The sequence below is a fragment of the Enterobacter sp. N18-03635 genome (genome assembly GCF_004006055.1).
GTDB lineage: Bacteria > Pseudomonadota > Gammaproteobacteria > Enterobacterales > Enterobacteriaceae > Enterobacter > Enterobacter vonholyi.
The window spans coordinates 4,081,504-4,098,518 of sequence record NZ_CP034769.1; the positions used below are offsets into that span (position 1 = coordinate 4,081,504).

General features: G+C 56.0%; 15 protein-coding genes. 4 read left to right on the forward strand and 11 right to left on the reverse strand.

Annotated elements, in window-relative coordinates; all coding sequences use genetic code 11:
- The first annotated feature begins 353 nt into the window (after positions 1–353).
- The 3 genes from argR (at position 354) to yhcN (ELK40_RS20310) (ending at position 1,840) form a co-directional block, all read left to right on the forward strand.
- A complete protein-coding gene (argR, locus tag ELK40_RS20300) occupies positions 354–824 on the forward strand; it encodes a transcriptional regulator ArgR (protein ID WP_023309388.1) in 471 nt (156 codons plus the stop codon).
- A 375-nt stretch (positions 825–1,199) separates the two neighbouring features.
- Positions 1,200–1,463 carry a peroxide/acid stress response protein YhcN gene (gene yhcN, locus ELK40_RS20305; protein ID WP_023309389.1) on the forward strand — a complete coding sequence of 88 codons (264 nt, stop codon included), beginning with the start codon at positions 1,200–1,202 and terminating at the stop codon, positions 1,461–1,463.
- 110 nt (positions 1,464–1,573) lie between these two features.
- Positions 1,574–1,840, forward strand: coding sequence for a peroxide/acid stress response protein YhcN (gene yhcN / locus ELK40_RS20310; protein WP_032659672.1), 267 nt, complete (start codon positions 1,574–1,576; stop codon positions 1,838–1,840).
- Positions 1,841–1,901: 61 nt separating this feature from the next.
- Here yhcN (ELK40_RS20310) and ELK40_RS20315 read toward each other — a convergent pair whose 3' ends face one another.
- The 5 genes from ELK40_RS20315 to aaeX all read right to left on the reverse strand — a co-directional run bounded on the left by ELK40_RS20315 (position 1,902) and on the right by aaeX (position 6,881).
- On the reverse strand, positions 1,902–2,174 hold the full coding sequence (locus ELK40_RS20315; protein WP_008502839.1) for a barstar family protein: 273 nt from the start codon (positions 2,172–2,174) through the stop codon (positions 1,902–1,904).
- Positions 2,175–2,219: 45 nt separating this feature from the next.
- Positions 2,220–3,674: an NAD-dependent succinate-semialdehyde dehydrogenase gene (locus ELK40_RS20320; protein WP_127732426.1), complete on the reverse strand. Its 1,455-nt coding sequence runs from the start codon at positions 3,672–3,674 to the stop codon at positions 2,220–2,222.
- Positions 3,675–3,764: 90 nt separating this feature from the next.
- Positions 3,765–5,732: a p-hydroxybenzoic acid efflux pump subunit AaeB gene (gene aaeB / locus ELK40_RS20325; RefSeq protein WP_127732428.1), complete on the reverse strand. Its 1,968-nt coding sequence runs from the start codon at positions 5,730–5,732 to the stop codon at positions 3,765–3,767.
- 5 nt (positions 5,733–5,737) lie between these two features.
- Positions 5,738–6,670: a p-hydroxybenzoic acid efflux pump subunit AaeA gene (gene aaeA, locus ELK40_RS20330; protein WP_023309394.1), complete on the reverse strand. Its 933-nt coding sequence runs from the start codon at positions 6,668–6,670 to the stop codon at positions 5,738–5,740.
- A 7-nt stretch (positions 6,671–6,677) separates the two neighbouring features.
- Entirely contained in the window at positions 6,678–6,881 is a 204-nt protein-coding gene (aaeX, locus tag ELK40_RS20335; RefSeq protein WP_003860416.1) for a p-hydroxybenzoic acid efflux pump operon protein AaeX, read from the reverse strand.
- A 180-nt stretch (positions 6,882–7,061) separates the two neighbouring features.
- Here aaeX and aaeR point away from each other — a divergent pair, with 180 nt between their 5' ends.
- Positions 7,062–7,988, forward strand: coding sequence for an HTH-type transcriptional activator AaeR (gene aaeR, locus ELK40_RS20340; protein ID WP_023616809.1), 927 nt, complete (start codon positions 7,062–7,064; stop codon positions 7,986–7,988).
- A 58-nt stretch (positions 7,989–8,046) separates the two neighbouring features.
- Here the strand turns inward: aaeR and tldD are convergent, their stop codons facing one another.
- From tldD to mreC, 6 genes are all read right to left on the reverse strand, one after another.
- Entirely contained in the window at positions 8,047–9,492 is a 1,446-nt protein-coding gene (gene tldD, locus ELK40_RS20345; RefSeq protein WP_127732430.1) for a metalloprotease TldD, read from the reverse strand.
- A gap of 84 nt (positions 9,493–9,576) precedes the next feature.
- Positions 9,577–13,380, reverse strand: a complete 3,804-nt coding sequence (yhdP, locus tag ELK40_RS20350) for an AsmA2 domain-containing protein YhdP (protein WP_127732432.1) — start codon at positions 13,378–13,380, stop codon at positions 9,577–9,579.
- A gap of 40 nt (positions 13,381–13,420) precedes the next feature.
- Positions 13,421–14,890 (reverse strand): ribonuclease G, encoded by a 1,470-nt coding sequence (gene rng, locus ELK40_RS20355; protein ID WP_111964993.1) that lies wholly within the window; start codon positions 14,888–14,890, stop codon positions 13,421–13,423.
- Entirely contained in the window at positions 14,880–15,473 is a 594-nt protein-coding gene (locus ELK40_RS20360; RefSeq protein WP_111964994.1) for a nucleoside triphosphate pyrophosphatase, read from the reverse strand. The genes rng and ELK40_RS20360 overlap by 11 nt, the downstream gene beginning before the upstream one ends.
- Positions 15,474–15,482: 9 nt before the next feature.
- A complete protein-coding gene (gene mreD, locus ELK40_RS20365) occupies positions 15,483–15,971 on the reverse strand; it encodes a rod shape-determining protein MreD (protein WP_023309399.1) in 489 nt (162 codons plus the stop codon).
- On the reverse strand, positions 15,971–16,987 hold the full coding sequence (mreC, locus tag ELK40_RS20370; RefSeq protein WP_023309400.1) for a rod shape-determining protein MreC: 1,017 nt from the start codon (positions 16,985–16,987) through the stop codon (positions 15,971–15,973). The genes mreD and mreC overlap by 1 nt, the downstream gene beginning before the upstream one ends.
- Between the last annotated feature and the right edge of the window lie 28 nt (positions 16,988–17,015).

A 17,015-nucleotide genomic window follows, 5' to 3' on the forward strand; every position in this document is an offset into this window, starting at 1 on the left:
TGCGGCGACCATAATTCAGCAAGTAAATAATTACAATTTTCGTAGCTAAAGAATTTGAGGTCACGCGACTTTATCTCTCACCAGAAAACTATCTGACGACAGAGGGCAACGCATTAAGAGGTGGTTACAATACACCCTGCCCCGCCACCAAAACAACATCATTTTGATAACATTTAATTTACTTTTAAGCTTATTTGCGCGGCGTGACCCAGGCATGTTTTCTGATAACGAAATCTGATAAAATCACTCCCTTTCATAACATTATTTCAGCCTGGCGCTGAGTAGATAATTTGCATAAAAATTCATCCACATGCATAATAATGTTGTTTCTATCGTCATATTCCGGGTGACTTATGCGAAGCTCGTCTAAGCAAGAAGAATTAGTTAAGGCGTTTAAAGCGCTACTTAAAGAAGAGAAATTCAGTTCTCAGGGAGAAATTGTTCAGGCGCTGCAGGAACAAGGCTTCGATAACATCAATCAGTCGAAAGTCTCCCGCATGTTAACGAAATTTGGCGCGGTGCGTACCCGTAACGCCAAGATGGAGATGGTCTATTGCCTGCCAGCAGAACTTGGCGTGCCAACCACCTCCAGCCCGCTCAAAAATCTGGTTCTGGATATCGATCATAACGACGCCGTAGTGGTGATCCACACAAGCCCCGGCGCCGCACAGCTGATTGCCCGCATGCTGGACTCGCTGGGTAAAACGGAGGGTATCCTCGGGACTATCGCCGGCGATGACACCATCTTTACCACACCGGCTAGCGGTTTTTCCGTGAAAGATCTCCACGAAGCGATTCTGGTTCTGTTCGAACAGGAACTCTAATCCCCTCTCCCCGTAGCGCCGCTGCGGGGATCGTTCTGCTTCCGCTGCGTTCCCCCCTCTTTTCTACTGCCCTTCACTTTGACAAATAGTGCTTTTTATCACCCATTAACATTCACATGGTGAATGCTAAATCAAAGAATCGCACAAAAAATCAAAAGTTGATATCCATATGATTTCATTAGCTATCACCAACAAAAACGTGCAAAAAACACCCAATATTATGCAATTTGGTTATAAAAAAAGGACTGGTTAACACGTAATAACAATAGAAACCATTAGTCTGGTATTAATTTTTACCGTTATTAGTGTATACTTGATTTTGTGATGAGGGTCACGAAACAAGACCCCACTAAAAAATTCGACGAGGTAAGAACCATGAAAATCAAATCAACTGTAGCGGCTCTGAGCGTCCTGTCTGTCCTGTCATTCGGTGCTTTCGCGGCTGACTCTATTAATGCTGACCAGGCGCAATCCCGTCAGGCCATCGGTACGGTTTCTGTCGGCGCGGTCGGCACATCGCCAATGGACATGCATGAGATGCTGAACAAAAAAGCGGAAGAACAGGGTGCATCATCCTATCGCATCATCGAAGCGCGTTCTGGCGACCACTGGCACGCCACTGCTGAGCTGTACAAATAAGTTTTAGTAATAGCTGAAAACGTAAATCTCCACTCAACGGCACCAGGCATAAAAATAGCAGTTCAACCCTTCTCGCCGTTGAGTAAAAACCCTATTCAGGAGTAAAGACTATGAAAACCAAATTGATCATCGCAACCCTCGGTCTGGCATCCGTTCTCTCTTTCGGCGCAAGTGCAGCCGTACAGCAGGTGAATGCCGACCAGGCACAAAATCTACAGCGTATGGGCAGCGTCTCCGTGACGTCTGTCACTGGCTCACCGATGGATATCCGTCACGAACTGGCCGCCAAAGCTGAAAAAGCAGGTGCCAGCAGCTATCGCGTCACCGAACTGAATCAGGGTGACCACTGGCATGCAACTGCAGAACTGTATAAATAAACCCTCGTCGTATCTCATCATACGACTTGCCCCTGGCCTCATGGTCAGGGGCTTTTTTCATTCAGTGCCGCGCGTTAAAGCGCAACTGCCCTTCAAGCTCTTCTTCCGCTTCATCGAACAGCAATATCAGCGCGCCAAAACGTCTTCGCAGCTTATCGGGCAAATGGATAAACTCAATCTCCAGCGGGAGCGGCAACAGACTGCCGGTGACCACGTCCCAAAGCGTATCCAGATTCGTCACGCTTTCCCTTTCAAGATCAAACACCCGGATAAATTCCCGATAGAAGTCTTCCTGACTGTCGATCTCGTCAAAATCAAACGTATAGGTTTTCATTGCCAGCCACCCAGTCCAGGCGAGCGGCAGCTGCCGCCCTGTCTATTATAATCCCCCAATATGCAGGGTTTTAACTTCCAGATACTCTTCCAGTCCCAGCACGGAGCCTTCTCGTCCAAGACCTGACTCTTTTACACCGCCAAAAGGCCCGAGCTCCGTGGAGACGGCGCACTCGTTAATGCCAATCATCCCGCTCTCGATGGCCTGTGAAACGCGGAAGACCCGTGAGAGATTCTGGGTATAAAAGTAAGCCGCCAGCCCATAAGGCGTATTGTTGGCGCGCTGAATGACCTCATCCTCCGAGGTGAAACGGAAGCACGCCGCCACCGGACCAAACGTCTCTTCTTCTGCCAGCTTCATGCCTTCATGGCAGTCGCCCAGCACGGTTGGCATCCAGAAATTTCCGCCAAGCGGATGGGGCTTCCCCCCAGCCAGTACGGTTGCGCCCCGGGCAACGGCGTCGTCGACATGCTCACGCACCTTGTTGACCGCCGAAGGTTCAATCAGCGGCCCGACGACCACCCCCTCCTCAAGACCATTACCCACCTTCAGCGCATTCACCGCATCGGCGAGTTTATTCACAAATTTGTCGTAGACGGTTTCCTGAATATAAAAACGGTTCACGCTGACGCAGACCTGCCCGGCATTGCGAAACTTGTTGGCGATCGCGCCCTTAACCGCTGCGTCGATGTCCGCATCCTCAAAAACGATATACGGGGCATTTCCGCCCAGCTCCATCGAGACTTTCTTCATGGTTTCGGCTGCGTTACGCACCAGCGTTTTGCCGACGGAGGTTGAGCCGGTAAAGGAGATCTTACGCACGTCGCGACTTGCCATAATCGCATCGCTGATTTCATGCGTATTCCCGGCAACGGCGTTGAGAACGCCGTCGGGCACACCCGCCTGTTTAGCCAATGTAAGCAGCGCAAAGGCGCTGAGCGGCGTGTTGTTGGCCGGTTTAATTACCCCGGTACATCCTGCAGCCAGCGCCGGGCCTAACTTGCGGGTAAGCATGGCCATCGGGAAGTTCCACGGCGTTATCGCCGCGACCACGCCTACAGGTTCACGGGTCGCCAGAATGCGCGAGCCGGGTTTGATCGGTGGAATAATTTCACCGTTCGCGCGTTTAGCCTCTTCGGCAAACCACTGGATAAAGCTGGCGGCGTACTCCACTTCGCCCTCCGCTTCTTTCAGGGGTTTGCCCTGTTCGGTGGTCATTAACCGCCCGAGCCAGCTTTTATTCTCAATAATCAATTCATACCAGCGGTAGAGAATCGCCGAGCGTTCTTTCGCGGTTTTGGCACGCCATGCCGGGAACGCTTTGGTAGCCGCTGCGATAGCCTCTTCGGTTTGTGCTTTACCCGCTTTTGCGACTTTAGCAATGACCTCACCGGTCGCGGGATTCAGCACATCAAACGTCGTGTCCAGCGTTTTCCAGATTCCGTTGACCAGATAGCCGGTCTGAAAAAGGATGTGGTCCTGAAGCGCCTGGGTCGTCATGTGTCCTCCCTTTCTGAAATGTAAGAACGTGCAGGAATAAGTATAGCCACAAAAAAACCGACGCTTTTGGCGTCGGTTTTTTTACTTCAGTCAGCTATCAGTGAGGGCATTCTGGTAACGATGCAGCATAAACACTAGCCTTCCTACCGGCTCGGTCACCTGAGGCGGCGCTTCCCATTGCTTGAGCTTTTCCTGATAGACATCGAGCTCTTCAAGCAGCTGCGTAAAGTAACGACGCCGTTTGTCATCGCTGCTGGCGGAAAGCACGTGATCGGCGGTACGACGTAACTGGCGGTGGAAGGCCGACAGATCGTCGTTAATCGGCACGGGCGCGTTACGCAGACGCTGGTGCGCGATGATCATGGTCAGCGCCAGGCGGAACTTCGCGATATCGCCCGGGAACTTGTTCAGCAGTAAAAACAGCTGCTGGTAGAGCGCGGGAAGGTGGTTCTCTTTACGGCGCGCGGTATTGGTTGTCAAAGACGACACGGCAGCCGACACGAACTGGTTCAACAGCACGCGGCCCGTTCTTGCCTGCGAGTTATCCCGCACCAGCAGTATCACCATCATTGCCAGGAAACAGCCCACCAGCTGACCTAACGCGCTGTCGAGGAACTGGCTGAAATGGAAGGTCATCGGGTTATCGAGCACGATGATGTTAATCGTACTCGCCAGCGCACCCAGCGATCCCAGGCGCCGCTTTTGCACTTCAATGCCGATAAAGAACGCCATTACCGCCAGGCTAATACAGAGCAGCAGCATGCTCTGTTGCGTCGACGGGATGATGACCAGGAAATAGAGCGCGCCTATCGGCAGGGCGGCAATGGCGCCGTACAGGAAATCGATGGCGACCATACGCGGATTAGGCAGACGCATCGCCAGTGCGGTAACGACGGCAATCATCACCATCGCGCCGTTGCCGGACGTCCAGCCCGTCCACAGCCAGAACAACGTGCCGAGCATACAGGCAAGCGTCGTACGCCAGAAGTTGACCATCGCGTGATGGCGCTCGGCGGATTCCGCCTTGATCACCACTTCGCCCTGCAGTACCTCTTCTTCTGCCGCGCTGATTTTGGTGTTACCAATCACGCCGCGTTTCAGCAGCAGGTAGCGCGTCGCGGCGCCGACCCAGGTGTAGATCGTTATCGGCGTGTCGCGCTCCCCGGTCCAGGCAATCACCCGGCGCATACGTTTAAGCTGCTTATGCACGTCCTGCACGGTTTCCACCGGCTCGGCGAACAGTTCGCGGAACGTATCGGTGACCGCTTCCGGGCGCGTGTTCTGAATCAGATAGGTTTCACATGCCTGGGTAATCAGCGTTAACGAGACCGTATTAAGGGCTTTCAGACGACGGTTAGCGCGGGCCCAGCGTGACGACTCCATGTTAAGGTTGCTGCGCATCCCTTCCAGCGCCTGCGTGCGGCGAACCAGCCCGCTCCAGGCTTTATCCACCTCTTCGCTGTCGCCGTGCTTGATGCAGAGCTGCATCAGTTGGTATTGAGCAACGATCAGCGCGTCAAGCTCACGGTCGACTTCCTGCTTGATGGAGCGCGGAGAGAACAGCAGATCCGCGACAATCGCACTCACGATACCAATGACAATCTCGCTGCAGCGCTCAACCGCAAACTGCGGGGCGAGCAGCGGCTCGGACTGAATGGTGATGATAATAATCAGCGCGGTATAGCCCGCCAGCCCCCAGGCGTAGGAGTTCTCCACTTTCACCAGAGACGAGATCCAGGTGCAGAAGCCCGCCCAGATACAGCACACCATCAGCATCAGCAGCGGCGTGCGGATCATCAGAATAATTATGGTGAGCGCCGCGAGACAGCCGATGAACGTTCCGATGATACGCAGCATCCCGCGATAGCGGATCGCGCCTGAATAAGGTTCCCCACCCGCGGCAAAGGCCGGGCCCGCCGCGACAATCGCAGCCGTCAGCACTGCCCAGCGAGGGGTTTCAAGCTGGAAGTGAAAGCCAACAAACAGCGCCAGCACAATGGCACACGCCAGCTTCACGGCGAAGCGAATGTGCTGGCTGGCGATGGAAAAGATGCCCATAGCGATTAACCAAACTCGCGCAGACGGTGGGCGATTTTACGGAAGAACGAGTCCTGGCTGGCATCCCGATCTTTTTCACCGGTAATCACCACCGTCGCCGTGGTACCCGCAGGCCACAGGTTGCCCTGCTGTTCGTCCAGATGGATACGGACCGGCACGCGCTGGGCCAGACGCACCCACTCGAGGTTGGAATCCACCGTTGCCATCCCTTTGGCATCATTCGAACTGCTGGAATTAGTCACCCCTGCGGCGACGCTGTCGACGGTACCTTTAAAGACGCGATTGCTGCCCAGCGGCGTAATTTCTGCCCGGTAGCCCGGTCGTACGCCTTCCAGCTTGGTCTCTTCCATATAGGCGAGTACGTAGAAGGAGTTCTGTTTCACCAGCGCCACGGCGGTTGAGCCACGGGTAATGAATTCCCCGGCATAGACGTTAAGGTTGGTCACCCAGCCATCGGACGGCGCGCGGATCACGGTACGCTCAAGATCGAGCTTTGCCAGATCGCGCGTTGCCTGCGCTTTCGCCAGCTGGTGCAGCACGGTTTGCAGCACGTTGTTGGACTGGTCAATCTCTTCACGGGACATTGCCTGAACGCCAAGCTGGTTACGGCGGCCAGCCTCGCGGCGTTTCTCCGCAGCCAGCGCCTGGTAATAGGCCACGTCCGCTTCCGCCTCTTCCAGCGCTTTCTGGTAACGAGGCTGGTCGATGGTGAACAGGACCTGATCTTTTTTCACCAGCTGGTTATCGTGGACGTTGACCGCCGTGATAAGACCGGCCACGTCAGGAGCGATTGCCACCACATCGGCGCTGAAGCGTGCATCACGCGTCCACGGTGATTCAGTGTAATAGACCCAGGCGCGGAAAATAGCGATGAAGGCGAGGATAACCAGCGCCATGGTGATGGCAGTGCGGGAGATTTTTCTTGTTAGCGTTTTCACATCAACCTCAGACAAACATGCGCGATATCAGGTAAAACAGGCAGCAATACAGCGCGGTATTGAACAATGCAGGGTGCCAGACGAAATCGTAGATCCCGGTAGGGACCAGCACCTTGCGCACCAGCCAGAAGATCGCCAGTGATAAAAGAAGCTCGAAAAATATCGGTGGGAAGGACAGACCGAACACCACGATAACGGGAAACAGACTCATGTTGACCTTGATTAGAGAGAGTGCAGGCTTCAGAATTTTTTTAGCGCACGCCATCGCAGAAGAGCAAGAAACGCCGGGCGAGAATGGCGCAGCCGTTATGTAATAAATAATATATTAACGTAACTGTTATGCTGTTATCTATAATATGTGATCTAAATCACTTTTAAGCCAGAGTGAACAATGGAACGTTTAAAACGCATGTCGGTCTTCGCCAAAGTGGTTGAACTGGGCTCCTTTACCGCCGCTGCACGCCAGCTTCAGATGAGCGTCTCATCCATCAGCCAGACGGTCTCTAAACTGGAAGATGAGCTTCAGGTCAAGCTGCTCAACCGCAGTACCCGCAGCATTGGGCTGACGGAAGCGGGCAAAATTTACTATCAGGGCTGTCGCCGTATGCTGCTGGAAGTGCAGGATGTTCACGAACAGCTCTACGCCTTCAACAACACCCCCATCGGCACGCTGCGCATCGGGTGTTCTTCAACTATGGCACAAAATGTTCTCGCTGCCATGACGGCGGATATGCTGAAAGAGTATCCCGGGCTTACCGTTAATCTGGTGACGGGTATCCCGGCGCCGGACCTGATTGCCGACGGTCTGGACGTGGTGATCCGCGTCGGCGCGCTGCAGGATTCCAGCCTGTTCTCGCGTCGGCTGGGCAGCATGCCGATGGTCGTCTGCGCTTCCAAGAGCTATCTGGCCCAGTACGGTGTTCCGGAGAAACCCGCCGATCTCACCAACCACTCGTGGCTGGAATACAGCGTGCGGCCCGACAATGAATTTGAGCTGATTGCCCCGGAAGGGATCTCCACCAAACTGCTGCCGGAAGGGCGATTTGTCACTAACGATCCGATGACCATTTCGCGCTGGCTAGTGGCCGGCGCCGGGATTGCCTACGTGCCGTTAATGTGGGTGATCAACGAGATCAACAGCGGCGTGCTTGAGATCCTCTTCCCGCGCTACCAGTCCGATCCGCGTCCGGTGTACGCCCTGTATACCGAAAAAGACAAACTCCCGCTAAAGGTGCAGGTGTGTATTAACTATCTGACCGAGTATTTTGTGGACGTAGCAGAGCTGTTTCAGGGGATGCGGGGAAGAAGGAAAGAATAGGTTTTGTAATTCGAGACACCTCTCCCGGTTTGGGAGAGGGTTAGAGTGACGGGAAAACTTACGCCGTGCCGCCCACCGTCAGGTTGTCCACTTTCAGCGTTGGCTGGCCCACGCCAACCGGCAGGCTCTGGCCCTCTTTACCGCAGACGCCCACGCCGTTATCCAGTTTCAGATCGTTACCGACCATCGAAATCTGCTGCATGGCTTCAATACCGGAGCCAATCAGCGTCGCACCTTTCACCGCTTTGGTCACTTTGCCCTTCTCAATCAGGTACGCTTCTGAAGTAGAGAAGACAAACTTACCGGAGGTGATATCCACCTGGCCGCCGCCAAAGTTTGGCGCAAAGATACCGTAATCAACGGATTCGATAATCTCCTGCGGCGTGGATTTACCCGGCAGCATATACGTGTTGGTCATGCGCGGCATCGGCAGGTGCGCGTAAGATTCGCGACGTCCGTTGCCCGTCGGCGCGACGCCCATCAGGCGCGCGTTGAGTTTGTCCTGCATGTAGCCTTTCAGCACGCCATTTTCGATCAGCACGTTGTACTGGCCGGGCGTACCTTCATCGTCGATAGCCACCGAGCCGCGACGATCGCGTATCGTGCCGTCATCCACCACGGTACACAGTTCAGAGGAGACAAGCTGCCCGATCTGACCGCTGAACACCGACGTCCCGCGACGATTAAAGTCGCCTTCCAGGCCGTGGCCTACCGCCTCGTGTAGCAGCACGCCCGGCCAGCCAGCACCCAGCACCACCGGGAATGAGCCCGCCGGCGCCGCGACGGCATTCAGATTCACCAGCGCCATGCGCACGGCTTCTTTTGCCCACGCGTCAGCGCGCGCTTCACCGTCAACGTCGCCCAGGAACCAGTCATAGCCGAAACGACCGCCGCCACCGCTTGAGCCGCGCTCGCGTTTGCCATCGTCGTCGACCTGCACGCTGATGGAGAGACGTACCAGCGGGCGAACGTCTGCCGCCAGAGTGCCGTCCGTTGCCGCCACCAGAATCAGTTCATACACACCGCTCAGGCTGGCTGAAACTTCCTGCACGCGTTTATCCGCCGCGCGGGCGACTTTGTCCACGCGACGCAGGATATCCAGCTTCTCTTCACGGCTCATGCTCTGCAGAGGATCGATGCTGGTATAGAGCGCAGAGTGCTGCACTTCTCCAAGGGTTTTCACGCGACCATCGCCAGTATCACGCACAATGGTACGCGCGGCCTGCGCGCTCTGCTCAAGTGCAGCCAGGCTAATCTGATCGGCATAGGCAAAACCGGTTTTCTCGCCGCTGACGGCGCGGACGCCGACGCCCTGGTCGATGTTGTAAGAGCCATCTTTAATGATGCTGTCTTCTAAAACCCAGGATTCGTGATAGCTCGACTGGAAATAAAGGTCGCCGTAGTCGAGACGGCGTTCGGTCAGTTGACCAAGAATGGAGAACAGGTCCTGATGATTCAGGCCGTTCGCTGCGAGCAAATGTTCACTTACCAGGTTCAGACTCATCGTATTGCTACTCGTTCGTTGCCGCCCGTGGCGGTATAAAGATCGTATTTATTGAGAGTGAGGCAATTACCTGCCCACGTCAAATCATTGCTGTGCATCTTTGCGCGGCTGGCGCAGCACCTCGTTAATCTGCGGTTTATCGACCGGACCGGTAATGCGGTAGCGCAGAATGGAGACCTTGCTCCACAGCGGCCCCAGCACTTTGCTGGCGGCAAACACCGCCGCACCGACAATCGGGTTCACCACAAAGGCCGCCGCAACGCCCACGCTCGCGGAAATTTCCGGTGCCACCACGGCTTCCATATCCAGTTCGCGGCGCACGAGGTTGACCGAGCCTTTCATGGCGATATCCGCTTCCAGGCCATCCACCAGCGTATCGTCCGTATGCAGAACGCCGTCCTTAATCCATGCCGTACTGCGGATGGAATCGTAGTAGAAACCTTCGCTGAACGTATCGCTGAAATCGAAGCGCAGCTTGCGCAGCAGCGCATCAAAACTCAGCAGGCGCAGGATCTGCCCGGCGCGCCCCGTGCTCACGTCGGCGATCTCACCTTTACCAAAGTGGGTTTTCAGAATGCCGTTCAGCGAGGCCTCATCCGGCTTCCACGGAGCGTCGCGCCAGTGAAGATCATAATTAACATCAAATGACGAACCGCGCAGCGGCGTGCTGATACCAAAGAAATTGGCTGCCGCATCCAGCTTGTTGCCTTTAATGTCGCCCTTGAGGGACGTTCGCTGCTCGCCCGGGTTATTCACCCATTCCCCTGCGGCCGTCATGCGGCCAAAGCCGGTATCAACCAGGCCACCGGAGAGCGTAAGCGTGTTGGCCTGAATAGTGAAATCACCGTCAATACGGCCATATTTCTGCCCCCACAGCCAGCACTCAGCGCAGCGCAGCTGGAGATCGGGCCAGCCGCTAAAATCGACGCGGGAGGCATTACTCAGCGGAGACGCTTCTGCCGGTTTATCTTTCCCGCTCGTGGCGCTTGCCGGGTTGTAGTAGAGATAGCGAATCGCCGCCTGCCATGGCGCGTGATTGCGCATGGTCAAAGTACCGTTGATCTCTCTGCCCTGGGCCTCTACCTTCGTGCCGTTAGCGCCAGGCTGCGAGACGATGCTCAGGTTGTTCCACTGCTGCCCGCCCAGCATCAGCGAAGGCGTACGTACGGTAATGGTTTGCGGGAACTGGGCGGTTTCATCAACGTTTTGCCCAACGCCTTTCTGGAACAGCGCCAGCCACTCTGCACCGTCCATCGGTGGGAGATTCAGCTCAACGCCCGTCTGCTCCGGCAGCGGCGGCGTGGAGCGGCTATCCGTTGTCCAGATGGCTTTGTCGAGGGTGAGCTTGCGGTTAAGCAGCCAGCGGCTGTTGAAGTGGTTTGTCCCGCCCGCGCTGCCGGTCAGCGCGAAGTTGTTCAGGTTGCCATCGACGTTCAGCTTTACCGGCAGCGGCTGTCCGGCCTGTTTATCCAGCGGCGCTGGCAGCTGGCTTCGAATATTCTTCAGGTCACCCGTGATGTCGACCTTATACTGGGCGCCCGCGTGATAAGGCAGGTCGATTGCCACTTTACCCTGCCAGGCGACCGCGCCATCCACCGACGCCTCGATGGGCTTCGGCAGGACGTCCATACGCGCTGGCTGCCAGTTACCGTCCAGATTGACGGCTACCTGATACGCCTTTTCACCCTCTGTGGTCGTGAAGTCGATATTCACGGGCTGATTAAACCAGCTGGCAGTAAGCGGCTCGCTCTTCAGGTTACCGTTTTCAAAGCTGAACTGCCCGCTGAGATTTTTCAGCGTGCTCTCAAGGGGTTTGATGAACAGGCTGTTGTTTTTCAGGCGGACATCACCTTTGGCGGTGGTCATCTCTCCGTCCAGCGGGATATCAAGATGTAAGCGAGCATTCACATCGCCATCAAGCTGGAGCTGCTGAAGCGTCGCGGCCAGCGACTCTTTCAGCGGCGTCTCCTCAAAGTACGGTCCCACCGCCTTGCCGGGACCGTTGATCTCGGCATCAATCAGCAGCTTCTCTTTGGAGTAATCCGGGATGTTGGCCGTCAGGTTGCTGGCCGTCACGCCGCCCAGCGCCACGCTGTCGGACTTCATCCAGAGGCCGTCATTGAGGAAATTAAGTTCGATATCCAGGTTTTTCAGCGCGGGCCAGCCAGGCTGGAACGCAAAGGTGGCGTCATGCAGCGGGACCAGAACCTGGAACTGACCTTCATTGTGTTTGTACGGGAACAGATGGGGATTACCGCCGTAGACCAGCGTGGCATTATCCGCCTGACCGCCCTGAATCGCGCCGCTGAGATAGTCTACCAGCGCTTTCCCCATCAGGTTTTCCGGGAAATAGCGCCAGGCCTGGGAGCCATCATCGGTACTGATCCCGGCCAGAATCCCCAGCCATGGCTCATCGCCTTCAGGCTGCAGATAGCGGAAATCTCCGCGCGCGTGCACCGCTTTCGCTTTGACGTCGATATGCCGACCATCGAACTGGAAACCCTTATCGTTACGGAGCCAGTTAAGCACTGCGTTGCCCTGTTCGATTTCCAGCGGCGCGCGGAAGACCGTCTCGTAAGGCATTTTGGCGTCGTGCATATCAACCGTCAGCCTGCCATTCTCCACGCTGCCTTCCAGCTTGCCGCTGAAGTGCTCCGCACCCGGCAGCAGCTTCCACTGTTTCCAGGCAAGATCTTTCCATGTCGCCTGGAAACGGGTTTTTTCCGTCGCCTGAAGCGGAATATCCAGCGCCAGAGAATCAATCTTTCCGCTCGGCTGCGTAGCCAGCCAGATCTCGCCCAGGTCAGGAGAGAGCTTTGCCGCCATCGAGCGTAGCCCTTCAATGGCGGCCAAATCCAGGTTGCTGGCGCGGATGCGCAGCTCGTCACTGCGTTTACTGGCGGTGCCGCCAACGTCCTGCTCCGGCATCCAGGCCAGCGTCAGCGCACCGCGCGGCCACGGCTTGCCGTCCATCGTGATGCGCGTATCGGGAATGGCAAACTGCCAGCCCTCTTTCTCCTGCGTCACGTGCGCGGTGAGGTTATCGACGGAAAGCTGATGCTGTTGTTTTTCGCCTTTCCAGCTCGCGCCCCCCTGCTTGAGCCAGATATCACCGCTGGCAAATTCGCCTTTCGTCAGGGTCAACCAGCCCTCAAGGCTGAAGCGGGCCGTTTCCAGCTGCATGTTTTGCTGGAGCCAGTCGCCCAGCCACGGCTTGACGTCCACATCGTCGGCCTGCAGCCAGACTTTGCCGTTATTTAACAGGCCGTCATCGTCGCGCAGATCCATACGCACCTGCATCACGCCGTGCTGGCCGTTCAGGCTCGAGAGATTGACCTGCCCCTCGGCGCGGTGCCGATCCTTACCGTTAAGCCAGGTAAGCTGCGGGATCGCCAGCTCGGCGCGCTGCCCGGAAAGGGTAATAAAGCTCACTTCGCTGTCGCGCAGATCGAAATGATCGAACTGGCGGAGGAAAAGATCGCTGAAGCGGTTAGCTTCAAGACCCTGACCGCTATCGCCGCCAGACAGCGGCGTATTGGTCAGAAACTGGAGCTGATAAAAGGTGAGATCGCGAAACTGCCAGCGCAGATGCAGCAGGCTTTGCCAGACGTCCAGCGCCAGGGTCACGCGTTTGATTTTCAGGTAGCCGCCATCTTTCAGGCTGGCGTTGATATCCCGGACATCGAGCGTCGGGCCAAAATTCTGCCAGTTAGCGCTAACCTGGCTTACGTTCACCGGCACGCCGGTGGTGGATTCGATTTTCGCCAGCAGCTGCGGACGCCAGCTGTCCAGATGCGGTAAAACGAGGCGTAGCCCGCTCACGAGCAACGCGACAATCACGACCAGCGTTGCCCCTGTAAGCAATAAAATCCCCGGCAATCGCCTCACGCATCTCTCCTTGTCAGCTTCGTCACGCAGCGTACTGCGCTTACATCATCACGACGTCAAACTGCTCCTGGTTATAGAGCGGTTCAATTTGTACTTTTACCTGTTTGCCGACAAAGATTTCCACTTCCGCCAGCGCGTGTGACTCTTCGCCTTTCAGCGCTTCAGCCACCGCAGGGGAAGCATAGACCAGAAAACGATCGGAGTCGTAGGCATGATGAACACGGACGATTTCACGCATAATTTCGTAGCAGACGGTCTCAACCGTCTTTACCGTTCCGCGTCCATGGCAGGTTGGGCATTCATTGCACAGCACATGCTCCACGCTCTCGCGGGTACGCTTACGCGTCATTTCCACCAGCCCCAGCTGCGAGAAGCCGTTAATGCTGGTTTTCACGCGGTCTTTACTCAGGGCCTGCTCAAGCGAGTGCAGCACGCGGCGACGGTGGTCTTCATTACTCATATCGATGAAGTCGATGATGATAATGCCGCCCAGATTGCGCAGACGAAGCTGGCGCGCAATGGCCTGCGTGGCTTCGATATTGGTGTTGAAGATGGTGTCATCGAGATTGCGATGGCCGACAAAAGCGCCGGTATTGATATCGACGGTAGTCATCGCTTCGGTCTGATCGATGATCAGATAGCCGCCTGACTTAAGCTCGACCTTACGCTCCAGCGCGCGCTGGATCTCGTTTTCGACATCATAGAGATCGAAGATCGGCTGACGCCCGGTGTAGTGCTCCAGCAGGCCAGGCATCTCAGGGATATATTCAGCGGTAAACTCAAGCAGGGCCTCGTACGTCAGACGAGAGTCCACGCGAATGCGGTCGAGCTGCGCGTCGGCAAAGTCACGCAGAACGCGCTGCGCCAGCGCCAGCTCACCATAGAGCTGATAGCGGGTCTGGTTACGTTTTTTACGCTCCATCACTTTTGTCCAGACGCGCTTCAGGTAAGCCGCATCCGACGCCAGGTCTTCCTCGCTGATCCCTTCCGCGGCGGTACGGATGATAAATCCGCCCTGTTCATCGCAGTAGGCGCTGACCACTTTCTTCAGACGCTCGCGCTCGGTTTCACTCTCAATACGCTGCGAAACGCCCACGTGCGACGCGCCGGGCATAAAGACCAGATAGCGGGAAGGTAAGGTGATGTCGGTGGTCAGACGGGCGCCTTTGGTGCCGAGGGGATCTTTCACCACCTGCACCATCAGATCCTGTCCCTGACGCACCAGTTCAGAAATGTCGCGCACGGCAAACTGCTTTTGCTCTTCGCCCGCGACGCACTCGGTGTGCGGCATGATATCGGAGGCATGTAAAAATGCCGCCTTATCGAGTCCAATATCTACAAAAGCCGCCTGCATACCCGGTAGTACACGACTGACACGACCTTTGTAGATATTGCCTACTATTCCGCGCCGCGCTTCACGCTCAATATGAATTTCCTGAAGAATGCCACCATCGATATAGGCCACACGGGTTTCCGAGGGCGTTACGTTTACCAACAATTCAGCCGTCATAATTATCCCTTCCCTCACGCAGTGAGTTAAAATTGCTCAGCAACTCATACGTTTCCACCAGCGGTAAGCCGACTACGGCGTGATAGCTGCCATGAATCTTCCTGACAAAACAGCCACCCAGCCCCTGAATACCGTATGCACCTGCTTTATCCATCGGTTCACCGCTGGCAATATAAGCGGCGATGTCGTCGTCGGTAAGTACTCTGAAGGTCACTTCCGTCACCACCAGGCAGTCCAGCACGTGCTGGCTGTCAGCCAGCGCGACGGCCGTCATCACCTGATGCGTTTGTCCGGACAGCTTGCGCAGCATGCGCGCTGCATGATCGGCGTCGTGCGGTTTCTCCAGCACTTCACCGTTCAGGATAACGATGGTATCTGCCCCCAGCACGGGAAGATCGCGTGGCACACTGGCCACGCCCGCCTGCGCTTTCTCCCGCGCCAGACGTGACACGTACTGTTGAGCACTTTCGCCCTCAGCACGTTTTTCTTCAATGCCGGTAACGATGCGTTCAAAAGAGACCCCTAGCTGCGTCAGGAGTTCCTGACGGCGCGGGGAGCCGGAAGCGAGATACAAAGACGTCATAGAAACCTTTTATTGCACAGCAAACTGCTGGCGAACCTTACGCATCAGCAGGAATAGCCATGGCCAGAGCACACCGTTTACTACACTACTCCAGAACACTTCCGGTCGGAAAGAGACGTTGATCACTAAAAACTCTGCCCAGAAAACAACGATATCCGCAGCGAGCGACAATAGCATCACCACCAGGGCCTGTTGCCAGAGCGCAAGGTTACGAAAGAGCTGGAATTTGAGTGCGACGAGGTACGCAATAATGCTCATGGACAAGGCGCGCACGCCAAGCGTAGAGCCGCTAATGAGATCCAGTATGGCACCCATCACGAAACCCGTGCCGACATTTACGCGATGCGGCAGGGCAAGGATCCAGTAGAGTAAAATGAGCAATACCCAGTTTGGCCGGAAAACGAGAATGTCGTCCGGCCAGGGCATAACCTGCAGTAACAGTGCAATAAGAAACGAGAGCCAGATGACCCAGCGTCCCTGGCTACGATAGCTTGCCACTACTGCCCTCCCGAAGAGAGTTTAGGCGGTGGCGGCGCATCCGGCAGCGGCTGCGTTAATCCGGTTGCCGGTGCCGGTACTGGCGCAGGCGGCCCCATGGAATCCGCAGGCGGAAGAACCTGCGGCATCATCTGCATCAGGCGCTCGTTTGCTACGCGATGGACCTCTTCAGGCGTCATCGGGTTAGCCCCGTTACGATCGGCACCCCACAGCAGCAGCAGATAGCGCAGACGCTGCAAACCAGCAGTTGGACGCGCCTGAATCACGGTATAGGCACGCTGGGTATCCAGCTTGACCGAAGAGACCACCGCAACCGGATAACCCTCAGGGAAGCGTCCACCCAGTCCAGACGTCACCAGCACGTCGCCTACGCGGATATCCGTGTTAGCCGGCAGGTGTTCCAGCTGCAGGTCGTCCGTACAGCCGTTACCGGCCGCGATCACGCGGATGTCATTGCGCAGGACCTGGATCGGCAGCGCATGCGTGGCGTCGCAAATCAGCAGCACGCGGCTGGTCAGTTTGGCGACGGCAACAACCTGGCCAACTACGCCTTTATCACTGATAACTGGCTGGCCTTCATACACCCCGTTGACGCTCCCTTTGTCGATCACAACCTGATCGCTGTAAGGGTCGTTCACGGTGGAGATCACCTGGGTAACCATCTTCTGCTCATCCTGACGCAGCGGCGAGCCGAGCAGTTCACGCAGGCGCGCGTTTTCCTGCTTGTATTGCCCCAGCATCAGCAGTTCGCTGTTTTTCAGCAACAGTTCCTGACGTAATGCCCGGTTTTCGAGTTCGAGTTGGTCGCGTGAAGACAGCGTTTGAGAAACGGAGTCGAGCAGTTCACGGGGACCATTTGAAACAAAGTAGAAAGGACTGACGGCGGTATCCATGTACGTTCTGATCTGGCTGAACGTACCGAGGCGGCTATCGGCAATAATGACCCCAAGCGCAACCAGAACCGCCAGAATAAGGCGAAACTGTAGCGATGGGCCACGGCTAAAAATTGGCTTCATAGGCTATGCGTATTCTCGCGTCAGAGAG